The sequence below is a fragment of the Burkholderia sp. WSM2232 genome, from assembly GCF_000472545.1.
Taxonomy (GTDB): Bacteria; Pseudomonadota; Gammaproteobacteria; order Burkholderiales; family Burkholderiaceae; genus Paraburkholderia.
In genome coordinates, this window is the sequence record NZ_AWZV01000008.1 from 99854 (window position 1) to 122427 (window position 22574).

At 65.2% G+C, this 22574-nt stretch carries 16 protein-coding genes; 6 read left to right on the top strand and 10 right to left on the bottom strand.

The genetic code is table 11. The features are described 5' to 3' along the window. The first annotated feature begins 101 nt into the window (after positions 1-101). Positions 102-329: a sulfurtransferase TusA family protein gene (locus tag F757_RS0108165; protein WP_025600552.1), complete on the top strand. Its 228-nt coding sequence runs from the start codon at positions 102-104 to the stop codon at positions 327-329. A gap of 178 nt (positions 330-507) precedes the next feature. Here F757_RS0108165 and galU read toward each other — a convergent pair whose 3' ends face one another. Next, positions 508-1389: a UTP--glucose-1-phosphate uridylyltransferase GalU gene (gene galU, locus F757_RS0108170; protein ID WP_025600553.1), complete on the bottom strand. Its 882-nt coding sequence runs from the start codon at positions 1387-1389 to the stop codon at positions 508-510. Between the two features lie 71 nt (positions 1390-1460). Further along, the gene (locus F757_RS0108175; protein WP_027210982.1) at positions 1461-4382 is read right to left on the bottom strand and encodes a valine--tRNA ligase; all 2922 of its coding nucleotides are present in this window, start codon (positions 4380-4382) and stop codon (positions 1461-1463) included. Between the two features lie 254 nt (positions 4383-4636). Here F757_RS0108175 and F757_RS0108180 point away from each other — a divergent pair, with 254 nt between their 5' ends. After that, positions 4637-7000 (top strand): UvrD-helicase domain-containing protein, encoded by a 2364-nt coding sequence (locus F757_RS0108180; protein WP_027210983.1) that lies wholly within the window; start codon positions 4637-4639, stop codon positions 6998-7000. Then, positions 6997-7887, top strand: a complete 891-nt coding sequence (locus F757_RS0108185) for a 5'-methylthioadenosine/adenosylhomocysteine nucleosidase (protein WP_027210984.1) — start codon at positions 6997-6999, stop codon at positions 7885-7887. The genes F757_RS0108180 and F757_RS0108185 overlap by 4 nt, the downstream gene beginning before the upstream one ends. A 125-nt stretch (positions 7888-8012) precedes the next feature. Here the strand turns inward: F757_RS0108185 and F757_RS0108190 are convergent, their stop codons facing one another. After that, a complete protein-coding gene (locus tag F757_RS0108190) occupies positions 8013-9905 on the bottom strand; it encodes a propionate--CoA ligase (protein WP_027210985.1) in 1893 nt (630 codons plus the stop codon). 226 nt (positions 9906-10131) lie between these two features. Then, positions 10132-11421: an MFS transporter gene (locus F757_RS0108195; protein WP_027210986.1), complete on the bottom strand. Its 1290-nt coding sequence runs from the start codon at positions 11419-11421 to the stop codon at positions 10132-10134. Between the two features lie 402 nt (positions 11422-11823). Here F757_RS0108195 and F757_RS0108205 point away from each other — a divergent pair, with 402 nt between their 5' ends. Continuing rightward, positions 11824-13500 carry a methyl-accepting chemotaxis protein gene (locus F757_RS0108205; RefSeq protein ID WP_027210987.1) on the top strand — a complete coding sequence of 559 codons (1677 nt, stop codon included), beginning with the start codon at positions 11824-11826 and terminating at the stop codon, positions 13498-13500. 74 nt (positions 13501-13574) lie between these two features. Here the strand turns inward: F757_RS0108205 and F757_RS0108210 are convergent, their stop codons facing one another. The 4 genes from F757_RS0108210 to F757_RS0108225 are packed head-to-tail and all read right to left on the bottom strand — an operon-like array spanning position 13575 to position 18614. Beyond that, entirely contained in the window at positions 13575-14435 is an 861-nt protein-coding gene (locus F757_RS0108210) for an efflux RND transporter periplasmic adaptor subunit (protein ID WP_027210988.1), read from the bottom strand. 13 nt (positions 14436-14448) lie between these two features. Then, positions 14449-14649, bottom strand: coding sequence for a DUF1656 domain-containing protein (locus F757_RS0108215; RefSeq protein WP_012433767.1), 201 nt, complete (start codon positions 14647-14649; stop codon positions 14449-14451). Then, a complete protein-coding gene (locus tag F757_RS0108220) occupies positions 14639-16894 on the bottom strand; it encodes an FUSC family protein (protein WP_027210989.1) in 2256 nt (751 codons plus the stop codon). The genes F757_RS0108215 and F757_RS0108220 overlap by 11 nt, the downstream gene beginning before the upstream one ends. Positions 16895-16904: 10 nt before the next feature. Then, on the bottom strand, positions 16905-18614 hold the full coding sequence (locus tag F757_RS0108225; protein WP_027210990.1) for an efflux transporter outer membrane subunit: 1710 nt from the start codon (positions 18612-18614) through the stop codon (positions 16905-16907). 173 nt (positions 18615-18787) lie between these two features. Here F757_RS0108225 and F757_RS0108230 point away from each other — a divergent pair, with 173 nt between their 5' ends. Both F757_RS0108230 and F757_RS36110 read left to right on the top strand, forming a co-directional pair. Further along, the gene (locus F757_RS0108230; RefSeq protein ID WP_027210991.1) at positions 18788-19726 is read left to right on the top strand and encodes a LysR family transcriptional regulator; all 939 of its coding nucleotides are present in this window, start codon (positions 18788-18790) and stop codon (positions 19724-19726) included. Positions 19727-20040: 314 nt separating this feature from the next. Next, positions 20041-20199 (top strand): hypothetical protein, encoded by a 159-nt coding sequence (locus F757_RS36110; protein ID WP_198021367.1) that lies wholly within the window; start codon positions 20041-20043, stop codon positions 20197-20199. An 88-nt stretch (positions 20200-20287) separates the two neighbouring features. Here F757_RS36110 and F757_RS0108240 read toward each other — a convergent pair whose 3' ends face one another. Continuing rightward, entirely contained in the window at positions 20288-21106 is an 819-nt protein-coding gene (locus F757_RS0108240; RefSeq protein ID WP_027210993.1) for a metallophosphoesterase, read from the bottom strand. Positions 21107-21153: 47 nt separating this feature from the next. Beyond that, positions 21154-22572 carry an FAD-binding oxidoreductase gene (locus F757_RS0108245; RefSeq protein WP_027210994.1) on the bottom strand — a complete coding sequence of 473 codons (1419 nt, stop codon included), beginning with the start codon at positions 22570-22572 and terminating at the stop codon, positions 21154-21156. Positions 22573-22574: the final 2 nt, after the last annotated feature.

A 22574-nucleotide genomic window follows, 5' to 3' on the forward strand; every position in this document is an offset into this window, starting at 1 on the left:
TGCGCGGCGGCGCCGGCAAGGCGGCGGAGGCTGCGGTAGAATTTCAGCCTCTGTCCGGCGTCGCATACGGCGCCTCGTCCCGAAGGTCATCGTCGATGCAAATTCAGGTTCACAAGGAAGTCGATGCGCGCGGGCTGATGTGCCCGCTGCCTATCCTGCGCGCCAAGAAGGCGCTCGCCGACATGGAAAGCGGCCAGATTCTCAAGGTGCTCGCCACCGACCCGGGCTCGCAGCGCGACTTTGCCGCGTTCGCGAAGCAGACCGGCAATGAGATTGTCGAAAGTTCGGCGCACGACAAAGTGTTCACGTTTCTGATGAAGCGCCGCTAGCGCTCGGAGCGGTCGCACTGCGGCGGACGCGCCCACTCGGCGCCCGGCTCGCGCTCATTTCGCTCTCACCTCGGGCACTCCCAAACAAAAGGCGCTGTGTCCGCCAAAGCGGAGCACAGCGCCTTTTCCGTTTGTGCCCGGCGCGAGGTCGCGGCCGGGTCTTGCGCGAGGCGAAGCCTTAGCCTTCCAGCACCGGCGAACGTGTACGCAGGTATTCCTCGAAATCCGCTGCCACTTCCGGATGGCGCAGCGCGAATTCGACGGTTGCCTTCAGATAACCGAGCTTGCTGCCGCAGTCGAAACGCGTGCCGTGGTACTTGTACGCGAGCACCTGTTCGTCGGCGAGCAGCGACTGGATTGCATCCGTGAGCTGCAATTCGCCGCCCGCGCCCGGCTTGATCGCGCGGATGTGGTCGAAAATGCGCGGCTTCAACACATAGCGGCCGACCACGCCGAGGTTCGACGGTGCCACGCTCGGCTCCGGCTTCTCGACGATGCCCGACATCTTGATGATCGAGTCTTCCCACTCCTTGCCGTCCACAATACCGTACGACTTGGTCTCTTGCGGCGGGATTTCTTCAACCCCAATCACCGAGCTGTGATAGTGGTCAAACACCTCGATCATTTGTGTCATGACGGGCGGCGTGCCGTACAGCAAGTCGTCGGCCAGAATGACGGCGAACGGGTTGTCGCCCACCAGCTTCTCGGCGCACAGCACCGCGTGGCCGAGGCCGAGCGCTTCCGGCTGACGTACGTAAAAGCAGTCCACATGGCTCGGCTTGATGCTGCGCACGAGTTCCAGCAGCTTGTCCTTGCCGCGTGCCTCGAGTTCGGCCTCGATTTCGTACGACTTATCGAAATGGTCTTCGATCGCGCGTTTGCTGCGGCCCGTGACGAAGATCATTTCCGTGATGCCGGCCGCCATCGCTTCTTCCACCGCATATTGAATCAGCGGCTTGTCGACGATGGGCAGCATTTCCTTCGGGCTTGCCTTCGTGGCAGGGAGGAACCGGGTGCCAAGACCTGCTACCGGAAATACCGCCTTTGTAACTTTTAGCATGTGATTTACCCTGAGTCCTCTGGTTTAGCTATCAGTCCGTGCCCGCCGCGCGGGCGGGCGTGGAGCGTCGATCAGGCCGGCAAGCGCGCGAACTGCGCTTTCAACTTGCCGACAGTCGCTTCGAATTCCGCCAGTCTTTTCTGCTCCTGCTCGACGACTGCGGGCGGCGCCTTCGCGACGAAACTTTCGTTCTGCAGTTTGGCATTGCACTTGACGATTTCCGTGCTCAACCGCGCAATTTCCTTCGACAAACGCTCGCGCTCGAGCGCGACGTCGATCTCCACCTTCAGCACGAGCTTGTCATTCCCTACGATAGCAATTGGCGCGCCATCTGCCTGCGCGTCGAGCGTTGCCTCGTCGGCAATGATCTGCACTTCGGATAGACGGGCGAGTGCCTGCGCGTACGGAGCGAAAGTGGCAAGACGCTCCGCGTTGCCGGTGGCGAGCAGCGGCACCTTCACTGCCGGCGAGAGATTCATTTCGCCGCGCAGGTTCCGGCACGCATCGATCACCGCCTTCAGGTCGGCCGCCCATTGCTCTGCTTCTTCGTCGATCTTCGACATCTCGGCAACGGGATACGGCTGCACCATGATGGACGCTTCGCCCTCGGCTTTGCCCGCGGGATAACGCCCGGCCAACGGTGCAACCTTCTGCCACAGCGCCTCGGTAATGAACGGAATCACCGGATGCGCGAGGCGCAACACCGTCTCGAGCACGCGCAGCAGGGTACGCCGCGTGGCGCGCTGCTGGTTCGGCTGACCCGTCTGGATCTGCACCTTCGCGAGTTCGAGATACCAGTCACAGTATTCGTCCCACACAAACTTGTATAGGGCGTTGGCCACATTGTCAAAGCGATAGTCGGCAAAACCCTTGGCGACCTCCGCTTCCACGCGCTGCAGAAGCGACACGATCCAGCGGTCTGCCGACGAAAAATGCAGATGCCCCTCGGGCCCGCATTCGCCGCACTGTTCCGGCTTGCCGAAACCGCAGTCGTGGCCTTCGCAGTTCATCAGCACGAAGCGCGTGGCGTTCCAGAGCTTGTTGCAGAAGTTGCGGTAGCCCTCGCAGCGCGCAAGATCGAAGTTGACGTTACGCCCGAGCGTAGCCATGGACGCCATCGTGAAGCGCAAGGCGTCCGTGCCGAAGGCCGCGATGCCCTGCGGAAACTCCTTGCGGGTCTTCTTTTCGATCGACGCTGCCTGCTTCGGATTCATCAGGCCGGTGGTGCGCTTGGCGACGAGCGCGTCGAGCCCGATGCCGTCGACGATATCGATCGGGTCGAGCGTGTTGCCCTTGCTCTTCGACATTTTCTGGCCTTCGGCGTCGCGCACGAGACCGTGCACGTAGACCGTGTTGAACGGTACTTTGCCGGTGAAGTGCGTGGTCATCATGACCATGCGCGCGACCCAGAAGAAAATGATGTCAAAGCCCGTGACCAGTACCGACGAAGGCAGGAAGTGCCGCAGTTCCTGCGTGTCGTTCGGCCAGCCGAGCGACGAGAACGGCACGAGCGCCGACGAGAACCACGTGTCGAGCACGTCGTCGTCGCGCTTGAGGGGGCCGGTGTAGCCGGCTTCAGCCGCTTTCTCACGCGCGCCTTCCTCGGTCCTCGCAACGAAGATCTGGCCGTTTTCGCCGTACCACGCGGGAATCTGATGACCCCACCAGAGCTGGCGCGAGATGCACCAGTCCTGGATGTTTTCGAGCCACTGGTAGTAGGTGGAGGTCCAGTTTTCCGGTACGAACCTGATCTGACCGTTGCGCACCACGTCGAGCGCGGTTTCGGCAATCGACTTGCCCGGGTTGAACGTGCCCTCGGGCGCCGGCTTGCTCATTGCCACAAACCACTGGTCGGTGAGCATCGGCTCGATCACGACGCCGGTACGGTCGCCGCGCGGCACCATCAGCTTGTGCGGCTTGACCGATTCGAGCGCGCCGAGCGCTTCGAGGTCGGCGACTACCTGCTTGCGGGCTTCGAAACGGTCGAGGCCGCGGTATTTTTCCGGCGCGTTCGCGTTGATCTTCGCGTCGAGCGTGAGAATTTCGATTTGCGGCAGCTTGTGGCGCAGGCCGACCTGGTAGTCGTTGAAGTCGTGCGCGGGCGTGACCTTGACGACGCCGGTGCCGAATTCGCGATCGACGTAGTCGTCGGCAATGATCGGCACTTCGCGGTTCGACAACGGCAGCGTGACCGTCTTGCCGATCAGTTGCGCGTAGCGCTCGTCTTCCGGATGGACCATTACCGCTGTGTCGCCGAGCATGGTTTCCGGACGCGTGGTGGCGACCGTCAGGTGCCCGGAGCCGTCGGTGAGCGGATACTGGATGTGCCACAGGTGGCCGTTTTCTTCCTCGCTGACGACTTCGAGGTCGGACACTGCGGTGAGCAGCACCGGGTCCCAGTTCACGAGGCGCTTGCCGCGATAGATTAGGCCCTGTTCGTAGAGGCGCACGAACACGTCGCGCACGGCGGCCGACATTTTGTCGTCCATCGTGAAGTATTCGCGCGACCAGTCGATGGAGGCGCCGAGGCGCCGCACCTGGTTCGTGATGGTCGAGCCGGATTGCTGCTTCCATTCCCAGACGCGTTCGACGAATTTCTCGCGGCCGAGGTCGTGGCGCGATACGCCCTTGGCGTCGAGTTGCCGCTCGACGACGATCTGCGTGGCGATGCCCGCGTGGTCCGTGCCCGGCACCCACAGCGTGTTTTCGCCGAGCATGCGGTGATAGCGGGTGAGGCCGTCCATGATGGTCTGGTTGAACGCATGGCCCATGTGCAGGGTGCCGGTGACGTTCGGCGGCGGCAGCTGGATCGAAAAGTCTTTGCCGTTCCCGTTGAAGGAGGGCGCCGCGTAGGCGCGCTTTTCCCATTCCGGGCCCCAGTGGGCTTCGATGGTGTGGGGCTCGAAGCTCTTGGCAAGGGTGGAGGCGCTCTGGGTATCGCTCTGGATATCGCGCTGGGTGTCGGGATGGGTGTCGCTCGGGGTCTCGCTCATGTGTCGATCGGCTGGTAAATGCGGAGAATGTTCGATTATAAAGGGCGCCGGGGGCGCGAGCCCTGTTTTGGGATTTGACGGCGGAGGTGGTTTTCTTGTTCGCCTGGCGTTGTGTGTTCGCAGGAAAGGCCAGGGAGCCCGAACCCCGACGGCCTGCGCAAGCCAGAAAGCGGAAAGAGCCCCAAAAAAGGTCAAGAAAAGCCCGCCGCCGCCGCGGCATATAATGTCGAACACCCCGCCGTCCCTCCGAAAAAATGCCCGACCTGCTAGCCAATCTCAACCCCGAACAACACGCTGCCGTCACGCTCCCTAACGAGCCCGCGCTCATTCTCGCCGGCGCGGGCAGCGGCAAGACCCGTGTGCTCATCACGCGCATCGCGTGGCTTATCCAGCACGGTCTTGCGTCGCCGGCCACCATTCTGGCCGTGACCTTCACCAACAAGGCCGCGCGCGAAATGATGTCGCGCCTTTCGGCGCTCTTGCCCATCGACACGCGCGGCATGTGGATCGGCACCTTCCACGGCCTGTGCAACCGCATGCTGCGCGCGCATCACCGCGACGCCGGCCTGCCCGCCACGTTCCAGATTCTCGATACGGCAGACCAGCTTTCCGCGATCAAGCGTCTGATGAAGGGCCTGAACATCGACGACGAAAAGTACCCGGCGAAAAATCTCCAGTACTTCATCAACAACGCCAAGGAACAGGGACTGCGCCCGAAAGACGTCGACGCCACCGACAACTTCAACCGCAAATTCGTCGAGCTTTACGAAGCCTACGACCAGCAGTGCCAGCGCGAAGGCGTCGTCGATTTTCCGGAGCTGCTGCTGCGCTGCTACGAACTGCTCGCGCATAATCCGCCGCTGCGCGCGCACTATCAGGCGCGCTTTCGCCACATTCTGGTGGACGAGTTCCAGGACACCAACAAGCTGCAATACGCGTGGCTGAAACTGCTCGCGGGCGAGACCAACGCGATTTTCGCGGTCGGCGACGACGACCAGTCCATTTACGCATTCCGCGGCGCCAACGTCGGCAACATGCGCGACTTCGAACACGAGTTCAATGTTCGCCATCTCATCAAGCTCGAGCAGAATTACCGCTCGCACGGCCATATTCTCGACGCCGCCAACCAGCTGATCGCGAACAACTCGCGGCGCCTCGGCAAGAACCTGCGCACGGACGCCGGTCACGGCGAGCCGGTGCGCGTGTACGAGTCCGCCACGGACACGCAGGAAGCCGGCTGGATCGTCGAGGAAATCAAGGCGTTGATCAACACCGGCACGTCGCGCAGCGAGATCGCCGTGCTCTACCGCAGCAACGCGCAGTCGCGCACGATCGAGCACACACTCGTCAATGCGGGCATCGCGTATCGCGTGTACGGCGGTTTGCGCTTTTTCGAGCGTCAGGAAGTCAAGCACGCGCTTGCCTATCTGCGCCTGATCGACAATCCGAACGACGACACCGCGTTCGCGCGCGTCGTCAATTTTCCGACGCGCGGCATTGGCGCGCGCTCCATCGAGCAACTCGCGGACGCCGCTCGTCTGTACAACTGCTCGATGGCCGCGGCCATCCCATACGTCGCGGGCAAGGCGGGTTCGAGCCTGGCGGCGTTTGCCAACCTGATCGGCAAGATGCGCGCCGAAACGCAGCAGATGAGCTTGCCGGAAACGGTCGAATATGTGGTGCGCGCAAGCGGTCTCGCCGACTTCTACCAGAACGAGCGCGAAGGCCAGGACCGGCTGGAGAACCTGCAGGAGCTGGTCAACGCGGCGGCGGCCTTCGTCAGCGAAGAGGGGTACGGCATGGACACGCCCGCGCGCTCCATTCCGCTGCGCCCCGGCGCGAGTGCCGCGCCGGAACTGGCCGTCGCCACCGACGACCCGAATACCGTCGTGCTCGACGCGCCCGGCATTGCCGAGCCCGCGCAAAATCCCGACACGATGACGCCGCTCGCGGGCTTCCTGTCGCACGCGTCGCTCGAAGCGGGCGACAACCAGGCGCAGGCCGGCCAGGAAGCCGTGCAACTGATGACGGTGCATGCGGCAAAGGGTCTGGAGTTCACGGCGGTGTTCATCACGGGCCTCGAAGAGGGCCTGTTCCCGCACGAGAACAGCGCGATGGAATCGGACGGCCTCGAAGAAGAGCGACGTCTGATGTACGTGGCGATTACGCGCGCGAAGGAGCGGCTTTATCTGTCGTTCGCGCAAAGCCGGATGCTGCACGGCCAGACGCGCTACAACATCCGCTCGCGTTTCTTCGACGAACTGCCGCAGGAAACGCTCAAATGGCTCACGCCCAAGGTCGAGGCGGGCGCGCGTTGGGGCGGCCGCTCGGACAATGCGGGCTACGGGCGCGACTGGTTCGCGCGGCCCGACCGTCAGCAGGGCTACGGCGGCGGCGCCGCGAGCCCGGCGGCGCCGCTGCCGGCTTTCGCCAACGAGCAGCGTGCGGCCGAAACCGGTTTTCGCGTCGGGCAGCAGGTGTTCCACACCAAGTTCGGCGAGGGCACGATCACCGCGCTGGAAGGCGGCGGCGCGGATGCCAAGGCGCAGGTCAAGTTCAAGCGCCACGGCGAGAAATGGCTCGCGCTAGCGGTCGCCAAATTGCAGGCGGTCGAATGAGCGGCGTTCAAGATGGCATTGCCATGACGGGTGAAGGCAGCGGGCGGGACGATCCGCAGCCGCGCCTGGAGCCACATTCGCAGTCACATCCGCAGCCACATCCGCAGGCCGGTAATTCGCAAGTCTCGCGACGTCCGCTCGGCGTTCTTGCGGCCTTGCCGCAGGAGCTCGGCGATCTGATCGAGGCAATGCGCGCCGAATCCGGCGTGCGCACCGTCACGCATGGCCGGCGCGATTACCACCTGGGCACAGTCCACGGCGCGCCGTGCGTCGTCACGCTCGCGCGCGTCGGCAAGGTCGCGGCGGCGGCTACGGTTAGCGCGCTGATCCACGCATTCGATGTCGAAGCCGTCGTCTTTACCGGCGTTGCGGGCGGTGTCGGCGACAGCGTGCGAGTCGGCGACATCGTCGTGGCCAACTCGCTGTTGCAGCATGATATGGACGCGTCGCCGCTTTTTGCGCGCTTCGAGGTGCCGTTGCTCGGCATGTCGCGCTTCGCCGCGGATGCGGCGCTCGCCGCGCAACTGGCTGAAGCCTGCGAGCGTTTCGTAGCGGAAGAGGGCGCGGCTGCGGCGGCGCGTTTCGGCACACGCGAGCCGCGCGTGCATCGCGGGTTGATTGTCAGCGGCGACCAGTTCGTCGCCAGTTCGGCGGGTGTGCTGGCGCTGCGCGAAGCATTGCCTGATGCGCTCGCGGTCGAGATGGAAGGCGCGGCGCTCGCACAGGTCTGTCACGAGTACGGCGTGCCGTGCGCGGTGGTGCGTACCATTTCCGATACCGCCGACGATCACGCGCCCACGTCGTTCGTCTCGTTTCTCACTGAGATCGCGGGGGCGTATTCGAATGCGATTCTTGCGCGCTTTCTGCAGGCGCGCGGCGCGAGGTGATGCTAGGCGCGGCGCGGTGAGCGAGACGGCGCTAAGGCGCTCACGCGCTCAGGCGCTAAGCCGCTAAGCGCTAAGCCGCTAAGCCGCCTCATCGCAGCTACCGAAAGCCCCACCGCTCCAGTCCACTACGCGCCCAACCCCTCGCGCACCTGCTGCAACGCAGCCGGATCTTCGATAGTGGGCAACTCGCCCGGCTCACGCCCCTCTGCGAGCGCCGCGATGGCCCGGCGCAGCAGCTTGCCCGAGCGCGTCTTCGGCAGCATCGACACGATCACCACACGCGCAGGCCGCGCAATCGCGCCGAGCTGCCGGTCGACCGTGGCAGCGAGTTCGGCTTGCAGCTTCGTGCGTGTGCCGGCATCCGCGTAAGCCTGCGCGTCGCGCAACACCACGAAGGCCATCGCCGCCTGACCCTTCACCGGATCGGCCACGCCCACCACGGCGACTTCGGCGACGGCCGCATGGCTCGACAGCGCTTCCTCGATCTCGCGCGTGCCGAGCCGATGACCGGCGACGTTGATCACGTCGTCGGTGCGGCCGAGAATCGTCACGTAGCCGTCTTCGTCCTGAATGCCCCAGTCGAAGGTCGAATACACCTGCTGGTTCGGGATGCTCGACCAGTAGGTGCTGACAAAGCGTCTGTCGTCGCCCCATACCGTGGACATGCAGCCAGGCGGCAGCGGATAGTTCAGCGTGAGCACGCCCTTTTCGCCGGGCGGGCAGGGCTCGCCCGTCAGCTCGTTGCGCAGGACCAGGTCGAAGCCGGCGGACGGCACGCCGGGCGAACCGAGTTTGGTGGGCAGCGCCTCGACGCCGCGCGGAATCGCGAGCATGGGCCAGCCGGTTTCGGTTTGCCAGTAATTGTCGATCACCGGTTTGCCGAGCGCGTCGGCAATCCATGAGGCGGTCGGTTCGTCGAGCGGCTCGCCGGCGAGGAACAGCGTGCGCAGGCTCGAGAGATCGGCGTTTCTCAGAAGCGCCGGGTCCTGTTTTTTCAGCACGCGCAGCGCGGTCGGCGCGGTGAACATCAGATTGATGCGATGCTGCTCGACGAGGCGCCACCAGATTCCGCCGTCCGGGCGAATCGGCGTGCCTTCGTACATCACGGTGGTGAGCCCTGCAAGCAACGGCGCGTAGACGATATAGCTATGGCCGACCACCCAGCCGACATCCGATGCGGTGAACATGGTGTCGCCCGCCTTGCCCTCGAAGATATATTCCATCGACGCCGCGAGCGCGACCGCGTAGCCGCCCACGTCGCGCTGCACGCCCTTCGGCTTGCCAGTGGTTCCGGACGTATAGAGCACATATGACGGTTCGCTGGATTCCAGCCATTCGCAGGGCACGTGTGCGTCGAAAAACCGTTCGCGCAGCGGTTCGTAGTCGACCAGATAGTTGGCGTTCAGCCGTTCCGGCGCGAGTTGCCGGTCGATCAGCAGCACGCGCGGGGTCTTGTGAGCCGCGCGCGCGAGCGCTTCGTCGACGAGCGGCGTGTAGTCGATCACCTTGCCGCCGCGCGCGCCGGCGTCGGCGGTCACGATCAGCACCGGCTTTGCGTCGTCGATGCGCGCGGCCAGATTCGGCGCCGCGAACCCGCCGAACACCACGGAGTGAATTGCGCCGAGGCGTGCGCAAGCGAGCATTGCGAAGAGCGCTTCCGGGATCATCGGCAGATAGAGGAGCACCACGTCGCCGCGCTTTACGCCTAGCGAGCGCATGACCGCGGCCATCCGGTTTACCTCTGCGTACAGCTCGGCATAGGTGTAGCGCCGCTCTATGCCGGTTTCCGTCGACACGTACACCAGCGCGTTCTGCTGCGCACGCTCAATGAGATGCCGGTCCACCGCGTTGTGGCACAGGTTCGTGCGCCCGCCGACGAACCAGCGCGCAAACGGCGGGTTCGAGCGGTCGAGCACGGTGTCGAACGGCGTCTGCCAATGAATGCGCCGCGCCTCTTCGCGCCAGAACGCCTCGGGATTTTCGATAGAACGGCGGTGGAAGTCGCGGTAGCGGGTCATCTGCGGCGATCCTTCGGGGGCGGGTGGGCAAAGGTCATGGCGCGACGCGACCGCGCATGGCGGCCGCGCAAGACGTGAGGCGCGTGAAAGAAGCATAGAGTACGCGCCGCGTGGCGGACAACGCGGGTTCACCATGAGCGGCACAGGTGGACCCGGCGGCGCCAAAAGAAAAGGCGCCGCAGCGCCTTGTCTTCATGCATCGGACTTTGCTAGCAACCCGCTGGTCTCACGCCTTCGCTCGCTTGCCTTCCACATCCGGCAGAAACACCGTGAGCACGCCGATCAACGGCAGGAACGAGCAGACCTTGTACACGTACGCGATGCTGGTCGCGTCGGCGAGTTCACCGAGCACTGCCGCGCCGATGCCGCCGAGCCCGAACGCGAAGCCGAAGAAGAGCCCCGCGACCATCCCGACCTTGCCCGGAATCAGTTCCTGCGCATAGACGAGAATGGCGGAGAACGCCGAAGCGAGTACCACGCCGATGATTACCGTCAGCACGCCGGTCCAGAACAGGTTCGCGTAGGGCAGCAGCAGCGTGAACGGCGTCACGCCGAGAATCGACGCCCAGATCACATACTTGCGGCCGATGCGGTCGCCGACCGGCCCGCCGATCATGGTGCCCGCGGCCACGGCGGCAAGGAACACGAACAGATGGATCTGCGCCGCCTGCACCGGCAGATGGAACTTGTCGATCAGATAGAACGTGAAATAGCTGTTGATGCTGGCGAGGTAGAAATACTTCGAGAACACCAGCAGGATCAGCACGCCCATTGCGAACATGACCTGATTGCGCGACAGCGTCGCGTGAGCGGTCTGGCTGCGCACCTTCTTCACGGACGGATGCTGCTTGTACCAGCGGCCGATCTGCGTGAGCACGACAATGGCGACGAGCGCCGCTACCGAGAACCACGCGATGCTGCGCTGGCCATGCGGAATCACGATTAGCGCGGCGAGCAGCGGGCCGAGCGACGATCCCGCATTGCCGCCCACCTGGAAGAGCGACTGCGCGAGTCCGTGGCGCCCGCCGGAGGCCATGCGCGCCACGCGCGACGATTCCGGATGAAACACCGACGAGCCGCAGCCGACCAGCGCCGCCGCCACTAGCAGCACGCCGAAGTTGGGCGCCATCGACATCAGCAGCAGGCCGGCGAGCGTGAAGCCCATGCCGACCGGCAACGAGTAAGGTTTCGGATGCCTGTCGGTATAGATGCCGACGAGCGGTTGCAGCAGCGACGCGGTGATCTGATAAGTCAGCGTGATCAGGCCGATCTGTCCGAACGATAATGAGAAGTTGTCCTTCAGCATCGGATAAATGGCCAGAATCAACGACTGGATCATGTCGTTGAGCAGATGCGAAAAGCTGATCGCGCCGAGCACGGAATAGACCGTGCGCTGCACTTTAGCGGCCGGTTGGCCGGCGAGCGGCGTGGCGCTCGAAGCTGCGGCGGCCGGCGCGGCGCCGCCGGTCAAGGGTGACGCGCTGGCAATGGCGCGTTTATCGAGGCTGGTTTCCATGCGCTTTTGTAAGGAAGAGGAAGGGGCAATAGCTGGGCGCGCGCGTCGCGCTCAGGGTTTGCGTCGTTGCGGCATAACGACGCGGCGTCGCGCGTGCTCAGCTATTTGTCGCAGTTTAATGTGGCTTGGCCGAAATGTAAGGACAAGTTTTGTCGAGAATCGGACACGGCGTGGTCGCAGCGGCGTCCACATACAAATCGGACGGACCGATTTTTGGCCATGTATAAAACGGGCGCGGCGCGCGCTCACAAAGCGGCGCGCCGAGGACCGGGCGAAACAAGATCGGCATTGCGACAAACTGCGCTAAAGATCGCGGGCGCCAATGCCGTAGACCCGGAGAGAAAAGAAGTAATGCCGGGAACAGACCTTTGCGGCAGGTTCAAGAACGTGGGGACGGGGAATATGAAAGCAGTTTCGCTGGGCAGCGGTAAGAGCGCGGGCTTCGTTGCGGACGCAGGGGCGGCGGGCCGGTTGCCGTCGCAGGGCAAGGGCAGCCGTTCGCGAGTCGTGCGGCTCAAGGGGCTCTCGGTCAAGTCCATGTTGCGCCTCGCCTTCGCGGTGCTGCTGATCGGCACGCTTGCGATCGGCGTGTTTTCCCTTGCGCAGATCAGCCGCCTGAACGCCTCCGCGCAATCCATCTACGATCAGGGCCACATTGCGAGCCGCGCCGCCGAGGAAGCCCGCGGCCACATGCTGCGCGCAAGCCGCGCGCAAAAAATGCTGCTGACCGCGACCACCGCGAAAGAGCGCGACGAACTCGGCGTGGACATCGACAAAGGCTTGAGCGGTCTCGCGGCGGAAACCGCCACGCTGCAACAGTACGTCGACAAGTCCGACGTGCAGGCCGTCGAGCATCAGAAGAAATTCGCCGCCGCGGTCACCGTGTGGAGCACGCATCTGCGCGACTTCGTGACGCTCGTCAAAGCGCAGCCGCTCGACCTTTCGCAGATGAACTGGCAGGTCGGCACGCAGGACGTGTCGCTGCTTGTCGAAACCGGCAAGCTCGAAAAGCTCGTCGACGAACTCGTGAAAGAGCGCGGCACCGCCGCCAAGGCGACCATCGACGCGTCGGGCTTCATCTATCACTCGTCGTTCGTGATGCTGGCGGTCATGACCGTCGGGCTGATCGTGCTCGCCGCCCTTATCAGCGAGTGGGTGGTGCGGCGCCTCGCGCGCCAGTTGGGCGGGGAGCCGGCCTACGCGAAGGAAATCGCAAGCCGGATCGCTGCGGGCGACCTGTCCAATCACATCACGCTCGGGCGTAAAGACAAGTCGAGCGTGCTGTACGCGCTGCACGACATGCAAAGCGGTCTTGCGACCACGGTGTCGGACATTGCGTCGAGCGCGGATGCGATTGCGACGGCCTCGGGCGAAATCTCGATGGGCAACCTCGATCTGTCGAAGCGCACTGAGCAGCAGGCGATGGCACTCGAGCGCACCGCGAGCAGCATGGAGCAACTGACCTCGACGGTTCGGCAGAACGCCGACAACGCGAAGCAGGCGAGCACGCTGGCCAACAACGCGTCGGAGATCGCGGAAAAGGGCGGCGAAGTGGTGAGCCGCGTCGTCGCGACGATGAACGAGATCAACGACAGCGCGCGCAGCATCGGCGACATCATCGGTGTGATCGAAGGCATCGCGTTCCAGACGAATATCCTGGCGCTGAACGCGGCAGTCGAGGCGGCGCGGGCCGGCGAGGAAGGGCGCGGTTTTTCGGTGGTCGCCGCCGAAGTGCGCAACCTCGCGCAGCGCAGCGCGGCCGCCGCGAAGGAAATCAAAGGACTGATCAGCACGTCGGTGGAGCGCGTGAGCAACGGTTCGACGCTCGCCCAGGACGCCGGCCAGACCATGGACGAAGTGGTCAAGGCGGTCAAGCGCGTAACCGACATCATGGGCGAAATCTCGGCGGCTTCGTCGGAACAGAGCGCCGGTATCGAGGAAATCAACCTCGCCGTCGCACAAATGGATTCGGGCACCCAGCAGAACGCCGCGCTCGTCGAGCAGGCGACCGCGGCTGCAAGGTCGCTCGACGATCAGGCGCACGGTCTCAAACAGATGGTGGGCAAGTTCCGGCTTTGAATCCGGGCCGCGGGCGGCGGGCGGCGGCCCGGCCGCCGCGGTGGTCGAACCGGGCGCGCCGGCCCGCTCTGCGCTCAGCTTTCTTTGACGACCACGGTACAGGTCAGCCCCGCCGCCAGCATCACACCCTCGGGCACCGCGTCGATTTTCACGCGCACCGGCACGCGTTGCGCGAGCCGGACCCAGTTGAATGTCGGGTTCACGTCGGCGAGCAGTTCGCGGCTTTGCGGATTGTCGCGGTCGTAAATGCCGCGCGAGACGCTTTCGACGTGGCCTTGCAGCGTGCCGCCGCTCATCAGCCGGACTTCCGCCTTGTCGCCGATATGCACGTGCGGCAGCTTGGTCTCCTCGAAGTAGCCATACACCCAGAACGAGTGGCTGTCGACAATGGCGAGCTTGGCCGCGCCGGCCGTCGCGTAGTCGCCGCGAAACACGTTCAGGTTCGTCACATAGCCGTCGACGGGCGACACGACGCGAGTGCGCGCGAGGTTGAGCCGCGCGGCATCGAGCGCGGCGAGCGCCTGCTGATAGGCAGCCTCGGCGGCCGACGCCGTATGCGCCGCATTTTCCTGGCTCTCCTTGGACACCACCAGCGAATCCATGTCCGCGCGACGCCGCGCGTCGTCGCGCCGCATCTGCAATTCCGCCTTGCGCGCGGCCACCGCGGCCTGCGCCTGCTCCACCGCGATCTGGTAGTGCGACGGATCGATCTGCATCAGCAGATCGCCTTTCTTTACCAGCTGATTGTCTTTCACCGGCAACTCGACGACGGCGCCCGACACGTCCGGCGCCACGTTGACGATTTCGGCGCGCACGCGTGCGTCGCGCGTCCACGGTTCGTCCATGTAATGGACCCACAGCACGCGTCCAAGCAGGATGGCGACGACAAAAATAACGGCTGTCGCGACGAAGCCAACAAGATTTCGAATGGTCATGTTTCGACTCTGATCAACGATAAACGGCGAGGCCCAGCACGCCGCACACACAGACGAGCAGGCTGGCCCGGAACAGTGACGGGTGCCACACCACGCGATAGACGCCCGTATAGGCGATCACGCGATCCAGCACCCAGGTAAGCGCCGCGCCCGCGATGAACAGCAGCACGATGGCGGGCACGTAGGCGTCGAAAACGGCAATGTCACGCGGCATGAGGAACTCCTTGCGAGGCGTCGGTCCGCGCGCCCGTCAACGGCGCAAGCGGCGACTGCGGGTCGAGCAACGCGGTACGAATGAAATGCAGATGGCTCAGGATGCGCTGTAGCTGGTGGCGCTCCTCGCGCCGGCTTCCTAAACCCGCCGGGCTGTCGGGGGCCGACGGACCCGACGGGCCCGCCACGCTCGCGAGCAGCCCCTGCACGGCGCTGATCGCCTCGTTGGTGGCGCCGAGAGCGCGCTCGAAGCGCCGGCCGTGCGGCCGCTCGAACAATGCAGTCAGCGCGTCGCCCATCGTGCGCAGTGACGCGCGCCACGGCGCCGTCTTCGCATAGCGCGGGTCGGCGGGCAGCGTGGCCAGTTCGCGGCGCAGATCGATCACCGCGTTGCCGGTTTCGAGCACCGCGAACAGCCAGCGCAAGGTGTCGCGCCGCGCGGCCGGGTCGTTGCGCGCGAGCGCGTTGATCTGGAACATCAGATCGCGCGCGCCGCTCTCGAAGCGCGAGCGCACCCGGCTCATCCGCGCGCGGTTCGCGAGCACCACCTGACGGCGCAGGTCGCCGAGCAGCCGGTTGCGCAGCCACGGCGTGGAGGGCGGCAGCAACACGGCAAAGCCGAGCGACGACACCAGCATCGACAGCACGAGCGCGATTGCGTCGTTGATGAAGCCGCTCGGGTCGTAATGCACCAGGTTGTCCGGCCCGGCGAGAAAGCTGAAGAAGATGCAATAGCCGACGCCGTAGCCGGCGAGCGCGGGCCGCGTGGTCATGAAAACGCCCAGCAGCAGGAACGGCGCGAGGGCGGCGCACAGCAGCGCAAATCCGTCGATGTGCGGAAACACGCCGTACACCGCGAGCAGGCCGGTCAGCGACGCCGTGAGCGTGCCGCCGGCCATCTGGAACACGGTGCGTTTCGGGTCGGGCGACGACGACGCCAGCGCGCACACCGCCGCCGCGTTCAGCGTGAGCGTCGAGCCGCTGGGCCACGCGGTCGCAATCCAGAACGCACCGAGCGCCATCATCACCAGCGCCGCGCGCAGGCCGGCCACACCCGCCGCGAGCGCATTCGTCTTTGGCTCGTAGCGTTCGACCCAGCGCTCGCGTTCGTGCGTGTCCACGGCGAGCGACGCGTAGGTGGCCGCATAAGCATGCAGATCGTCGATGAAGCGATACAGCAGTTCCGCGCCCGTGTCGAAGTCGAGCAACGGCGCGTCGGGATGCGTTTCGAGCGCGGCACGGGTCGCACGCACGCGGCGCGGCAGTGCGGCTTTGTAGGCGTCGAGCTGCGCGGCGGCGTGGGCGGCGTCCGCGGCGCTCAGCACCGGCTCGCCGGACTTCGCGAGCAGCGGCGCGATTTGCTTGAAGTACGGCTCCAGCGCGTCGATGGCGATGTTCGCGCCGGGCGTGCCGGCATTGCGCAAGCGGTTCATCAGCTGATGCAGCGCGTGAAAGCGCGTCGACGCCGTCATGAACTCGCTGTTCAGGCGCGCCAGACGGCCGGCGCGCATGCGCGAATCCGGGCCTTCGAACACGGCGACGCTGCGCGCGGCCTCGAAGCCGACAATGTCCGCGACAAAGCGCGCATTGGTCGCCTCGATCTGCGCGCGGTCGTTGCGGCCGGCGAGCGACGCCGACACGTAGTCGACAAACGCCGAGAAGCGCGCCCGCACGGCGCCGCGCATCTGCAAGCCGGCGAACTGCGGGAACACGAGGCCGCTCACCGCGCCCGCACAGACGATGCCGAGCACGACTTCGGCGACGCGCGTGAGCGCGCTGAGAAACGCGCCGTCCGGATGCTGCGCGGCCGGAATGCCGATCAGCGCGGCAGTGTAGCCCGCGAGCACGAAGCCGTAGGACCTGAAGTTGCGGTTGCGCGCGGCGCCGGCGGTGCAGATGCCGACCCAGATCGCCGTCGTCGCAATGAACAGTTCCGGCTGTTGCGAGAAAAGTCCGATCAACGCCAGCATCACGACGAGGCCGACCAGCGTGCCGCAGATCCGGTAGAAGCTCTTCGCGAACACCATGCCGCTTTGCGGCTGCATCACGATGAACACGGTGGTCATTGCAGTGCGCGGCTGCGGCAGGTCGAGCTTCATCGCAATGCCGAGCGCGAGGAAACAGGCGGCGAGCGCCTTGAAGAGGTAGAGCCACGTGAGACCGTCGGTGCGCGCCCAGTCCGCAGCCGCGCGGTACCAGGCGGAGACTGACGCGGGGCGCGAGGCGCAGGCAGGGGAGGATGACATGGCGGCCTCCTTAATCGGTTGCTGGCGCGCCGGCTGCGGCCGCGCTGTTTCGCGCACCCGGTGCCGTGCTGGCCGATAGGGGTGTCGAGGTTGCGGCGAGCGGGTGCCCGGGCGCGTGACGAAGCCGGACGTCGACGGACGTGTCGGCGGACTGTCCTTGAGTCGTGGCTCGGCCTTTGCCTTGATTTTTCCCTGCGTTGTTGCGGGCGTTGTTGCCCGGGTTGTCGCCTTGCCCCTCGCTTTGCTCCGGCAGCGTCTGGCTGGCCTGCGGGCCGTTGCCCGGTTCGTCGAGGCCGCCGCCCAGAGCCGTAACCAGCGACGCATGCGCGCCGAGCCGCTCGGCCTGAATCTTCGCCACGCCTTCCTGCGCGCGCAGCAACTGGTTCTGCGCGATCAGCACGTTCACGTAATCGGTCAGACCGCGCCGATAACCTTCGCGCGACAGCTCGTAATTCTTGCGCGCGGCGGCCACCGATCGCTCGGCATCCTGCGCTTGCGTGGTCAGCGAACGCATGCGGATCACCTGATCGGAAATATCCTTCAACGCGCTGACAATCGTCTGGTTGTACTGCTGCACGGCTTCGTCGTAACCGGCCGTTGCCGCGCCGAGCTGCGCGCGCAGGCGGCCACCGTCGAAAATCGGCAGCGAGAGCGCCGGCCCGGCGCTCCAGCTATGCGACGGATTCTTCAGGAACTGGAACAGCGGACCCATGGCCGCGTAGCCGCCAATCGATGCCAGCAGGTCGATGTCCGGATAGAACCCAGCCTTCGCGACGTCGATACCGCGCGCTTGCGCTGCCACGGTCCAGCGCGCGGCGACCACGTCCGGCCGATGGCCGATCAGCTCCGCGGGCAGCGCGCTCGGCAAGCCGGCAGGGCCGGCGAGCGAGAGCACCGGCCGCTGCAGCGAGTCGCCCGCGCCCGGGCCCTTGCCCGCGAGCGCCGCCAACTGGTTGCGCCCGAGCGCGATTCTTTCCTCCAGCGCATCGATTTGCCGCTCGTATTCCGGCAGCGGCGTTTCGGCCTGGCTCACTTCCAGCTGCGTGCCGATGCCGCCCTTCAGGCGCCGATGGGCCAGGTCGGCGATTTGCTGCTGTTGCTCCAGGGTGGCGCGGGCAATGTCGAGCAGCGCGTAGTTCAGCGACATCTCGATATAGGTGCGCACCACGTTCGCCTGCAGCTCGAGTTGCGCGGCGCGTGCGTCGGCGGCACTGGCGTGCGCGGCGTCGAGCGCGCGTTCGGCGGCGTTGCGGTCCTTGCCCCACAGGTCGAGGTGATAGGAGAGTGCGAGCGTGCCGGTGTTGTTCCACGACTGCTCGCCGGCGAGCGGGCCCGGGCCGTAGTACAGGTTGTCGGCCCATTTCTGGCGCTTGATCGACAGGTCTGCGTTCACCTGCGGCGCGAGCGCGGAGCGTGCGACGCCCGCCATCGACATGGCTTCGCGCACGCGTGCTTGCGCTGCTGCGAGGCTCGGGTTGCCGGCCTGCGCGGCTTCGATCCACGCGTCGAGTTGCGGATCGCGGTAGGTGCGCCACCAGTCGGCGGCGGGCCATTGGGCGTCCGCGGCGGCCGCGCGGATCGCGTTGCCCGCGTCGAGCGACGCCGCGTCCGTGCGGGTTGCTTGAGGTGCTATGCCCCCGGTACTTGCACAGCCGGCCATTGTTAATAGGATCGTAAGAACCGCGGCGGCGGTGACCCTTTTCGTTACCGGAGACTGCACCATTTCCTCCACAATTTGACGGTAGATGCGATCCGCCGATTATATTTTTTGACGGATTGCGGAATAACCGGTAAAGATGCAAGGAATTCTTACGAGGACTGTGATAATCGTCTTTGCGAACCGTGCAACAATCCTAGGGTCAGTCGCCACACAATTGAGCAGTAAGGAAAGGTATGGATACGCTCCAGAACATGCGCGTATTTGTCCGCGTCGTCGAAGCGGGCAGTTTCACGGGTGCCGCGCAGCACCTGAATACGACCACCGCCTATGCGTCGCGCGCGGTTTCGGATCTGGAAGCGCATCTGCGCACGCGTTTGCTGAATCGCACCACGCGCCGCATCGCGTTGACCGAAGCCGGTGAGCGTTACCTGCAGCGCTGCGAGCAGATCCTCGCGTATGTCGATCAGGCGGAAGCCGAGGCGAGCGACGCGCATGCGCGTCCGTCCGGCAAGCTGAAGGTTCATGCCATGACGAGCTTCGGCCAGCACTATGTGGTGCCGGCCGTGGGCCGCTACCGGGAGCGCTACCCCGAGGTGCAGGTCGAGCTGACGCTCGCGCAGCGCATGCCGGATCTGCTGGACGAAGGCTTTGACGTGTCGCTGACGCTCGCCACCGGACTGCCCGATTCGGGGCTCGTGTCACAGCGCCTTGGCAGCGCGTTCAGCATTGCGTGCGCGTCGCCGGCCTATCTGGAAAAGCACGGCGTGCCGCAAACGCCCTCCGATCTCGCGCATCACACCTGCCTGCAAATTGTCACGCCGGTGTTCCCGCCGGATAAATGGACCTTTGACGGCCCGAACGGCGAGGAAACCATCACGCTCGGGCCCGCCACGTTCCAGGTGAACGTGGCAGAGGCGATGGCCGTGGCGGTGACGAGCGGCATGGGCATCGGCCTGATCCCCATCTATTCGGCGATCAGCGGCCTGCGCAAAGGCGAACTGCTGTGGCTGCTGCCGGAATACACATCGCAGGAAATGAATCTGTATGCGTTGTATCCGTCGCGCCAGTATCTGGACGCGAAAATCCGCACGTGGATCGAGCATTTGCGCGAGGAGCTTCCGTCGACTCTCGCGGTCGATCAGGCCGAGTTGCGGCAGTTTGCGCGGACTTGATGCCGGGTAAGGGCTCAGTTGGGCGGCTGGGAAGGGGGCGCTGCGGGCGTGCAGGCAGATAGCAGGCGGATCAACAGGCGGCTCAGCGCACCGCGGGGGCTCAGTAGGCGGCTCAGCGCGCTGTTCGACGCGCCGCTCGGCGGGCTGCGGGCGAGAGCGGATGCAGCCCGTTACATCGGCGCCGCGCCGCAACATTTCCTTACTTCCGCCTGCGGATCGATTTGCTACGGTGTGGTTAACGCGCTGCGTTTGACGAGCGCGTTGTTTTCGCCGCCGCCATTCGGCAACCGCAAATACCGAAGCACGAGGATTTCATGGATACGCATCTGATGATCGGCGTGGCCGTCATGTTTGGACTGATCGGCATAGCCGCATCTCGCGATCTGCTGCGTCGCCTGCGCGAACAGCAGCCGCAACTTGCGCCGGTCAAGGTCGAGCGTCGCGAAGCGGGGAAGCCGCGCAGCGGGCGGTAGCGGATCATTGTTCGCGGTTCGCGGTTCGCGGTTCGCGGCTGCGGCGAAGCGGCGCCTGAATTGCGCGAAGCCGCAGCGAGCCGCAGCGCTAGATCTCGACAACCTTGTCCCACGCAAAGAGCGGATTCTCCCACTGCCCGGTGCGCCGGTCGTAGTAGCCGCGCGGATTGCACACCACGCGCGTGCCGTTCACCGTGTAGTCGAACGGCGTATGCGTGTGCCCATGAATCCATAGCGCGACGGGCGACCGCACGAGTTCGGGCAGGTGGTTGACGAAGCCGGCGGACGCGCGGTCCTGTGCATAGCGCTCGGCGAGACTCAACCGATGCGGCGCGTGATGCGTGACCACGATCGTCTGGCCGGCAAAGGGTTTAGCGAGTTCGTGCGCGAGCCACGCACGCGCCTCGCGATGCAGAGCGAGTGCGTCGCTGGGCGCGAAGTCGCGCGCCTCTGCCTGTGCACGGTCTGCCACGTCGTGCGGCCAGTTCACCTGAATCAGGCCGCGAAAGTCGAGCATGACGCGCCGCGACACCTCGATCGACTCTTCCAGCGCGGCGCTGTCCGCGCCGAACAGCGCGAAATCCGTCCACAGCGTCGTGCCGAGCACGCGCCAGCGGCCCTGCGGGTCGACTAGCGCGGCGTTGTTCAGCACGTGCACGTTATCGACCTGCGCGGCCGCGTCGTACAAGGCGGTTTCAAGCGCGCCGAATTCGCCGTCGTAGTACTCGTGATTGCCCGGCACGTAGACGACCGGCGCCGCGCCGTCGAACACTTGGGCGGCCCAGCGCGGACCCGCCGCGTGATTGTGGATGTCCCCGGCCAGCACGATCAGATCCGCTTGCGCATGCGGGATCAGTTCCGGCTCGTCGTTCTCGAGATGCAGATCGGACAGCACGCGAATTTTCACGAAAGGGCTCCTTGCAAGGCTGGCTTCGACCCGGCGCTTCACGCTTTTCAGCGTAGCACTTTGCCCGGGTTCATGAGGTTCAGCGGATCGAGCGCGTGTTTTACGGCACGCATCATCTGGACCTCCACATCCTGCTTGTAATGCATGGCTTCGTCGATCTTCAGTTGCCCGAGGCCGTGTTCTGCGCTGATGCTGCCACGATGCCGATGCACGCTGTCATACACGATGCGGTTGATCGGACTCTGGTACTGCGCGAGAAACGCCTTCGCGTCCACCCCCTCGGGCGCCTGCACGTTGTAGTGCAGATTGCCGTCGCCGAGATGGCCGAACGTCACCATGCGCGCGCCGGGCGCCGCCTGTGCCACTGCGGCGTCGGTTTCCTCGATGAAGTGGCCGATGCGCGAAATCGGCACCGCAATATCGTGCTTGATGTTCAGGCCCTCCTCAGCCTGCGCGAGCGGGATATGTTCGCGCAGATTCCAGAACGCCCGCGATTGCCCGAGACTTTCCGCGACCACCGCGTCCTGCACGACGCCGTTTTCCAGCGCTTGTTCCATCAGCCGTTCGAAGAGGGCGCGGGCGTGCTCCTCGCTCTCGCTGTCGGACAATTCGAGCAGCACGATCTGCGCGTGCGATCCGGCGAACGGATAGCGCATCTGCTCGAAATGCCGGCCCACCAGTCGCAGGCAGAAATCCGACATCAGTTCGAAGCCGGTGAGCAGCGGCCCGGCGATGCTTTGAGCCAGCGACAGAAACTCGAGCGCTGCATGCGGCGAAGCGAGCGCGGCGAGCGCGGTGACGCGCGCGGCGGGCTGAGGGTGCAGCTTCAGCACGGCTGCCGTGATGATGCCAAGCGTGCCTTCCGCGCCGATGAACAGATCGCGCAGATCGTAGCCGGTGTTGTCCTTGCGCAGCCCGCGCAACCCGTCCCACAGTTCGCCCTGCGGCGTGACTACTTCGAGGCCGAGGCACAGCTCGCGCGTGTTGCCGTAGCGCAGAACGCCGGTGCCGCCCGCGTTGGTCGCGAGATTGCCGCCGATCGTGCAACTGCCTTCCGCAGCGAGGCTGAGCGGAAAGAGACGCCCGGCTTCTTCGACGCGTTTTTGCACTTCGGCGAGAATCACGCCCGCTTCGACGGTGATCGTGTTGTTGTGCGGATCGATGTCGCGCACCCGGTTGAGCCGCCGCAAGCTGACGACTGCCTGCGCCCCGCTCGCGTCCGGCGTGGCGCCGCCGGCAAGCCCGGTGTTGCCGCCTTGCGGCACCAGGGCGACGCGGTGCTCGACGGCAAGTTTGACGAGCGCCGCGACTTCGGCAGGCGTGGCGGGGCACAACACTGCGCAGGCCGCGCCGGTGTAGCGGCGGCGCCAGTCGGTCAGGTAGGGCGCGGTGTCGTGCGTATCGATCAGCACATGAGCGGCGCCGATGGCGTCGCGGCAGGCAGCGAGGAAAGCGGTTTGGGTCATCT

Bases quoted from the DNA above. Each gene is read 5' to 3' on its own strand.
- galU (WP_025600553.1), bottom strand. From the start codon at position 1,389: ATGCTAAAAGTTACAAAGGCGGTATTTCCGGTAGCAGGTCTTGGCACC.
- F757_RS0108175 (WP_027210982.1), bottom strand. From the start codon at position 4,382: ATGAGCGAGACCCCGAGCGACACCCATCCCGACACCCAGCGCGATATC.
- F757_RS0108180 (WP_027210983.1), top strand. From the start codon at position 4,637: ATGCCCGACCTGCTAGCCAATCTCAACCCCGAACAACACGCTGCCGTC.
- F757_RS0108185 (WP_027210984.1), top strand. From the start codon at position 6,997: ATGAGCGGCGTTCAAGATGGCATTGCCATGACGGGTGAAGGCAGCGGG.
- F757_RS0108190 (WP_027210985.1), bottom strand. From the start codon at position 9,905: ATGACCCGCTACCGCGACTTCCACCGCCGTTCTATCGAAAATCCCGAG.
- F757_RS0108195 (WP_027210986.1), bottom strand. From the start codon at position 11,421: ATGGAAACCAGCCTCGATAAACGCGCCATTGCCAGCGCGTCACCCTTG.
- F757_RS0108205 (WP_027210987.1), top strand. From the start codon at position 11,824: ATGAAAGCAGTTTCGCTGGGCAGCGGTAAGAGCGCGGGCTTCGTTGCG.
- F757_RS0108210 (WP_027210988.1), bottom strand. From the start codon at position 14,435: ATGACCATTCGAAATCTTGTTGGCTTCGTCGCGACAGCCGTTATTTTT.
- F757_RS0108215 (WP_012433767.1), bottom strand. From the start codon at position 14,649: ATGCCGCGTGACATTGCCGTTTTCGACGCCTACGTGCCCGCCATCGTG.
- F757_RS0108220 (WP_027210989.1), bottom strand. From the start codon at position 16,894: ATGTCATCCTCCCCTGCCTGCGCCTCGCGCCCCGCGTCAGTCTCCGCC.
- F757_RS0108230 (WP_027210991.1), top strand. From the start codon at position 18,788: ATGGATACGCTCCAGAACATGCGCGTATTTGTCCGCGTCGTCGAAGCG.
- F757_RS36110 (WP_198021367.1), top strand. From the start codon at position 20,041: ATGGATACGCATCTGATGATCGGCGTGGCCGTCATGTTTGGACTGATC.
- F757_RS0108245 (WP_027210994.1), bottom strand. From the start codon at position 22,572: ATGACCCAAACCGCTTTCCTCGCTGCCTGCCGCGACGCCATCGGCGCC.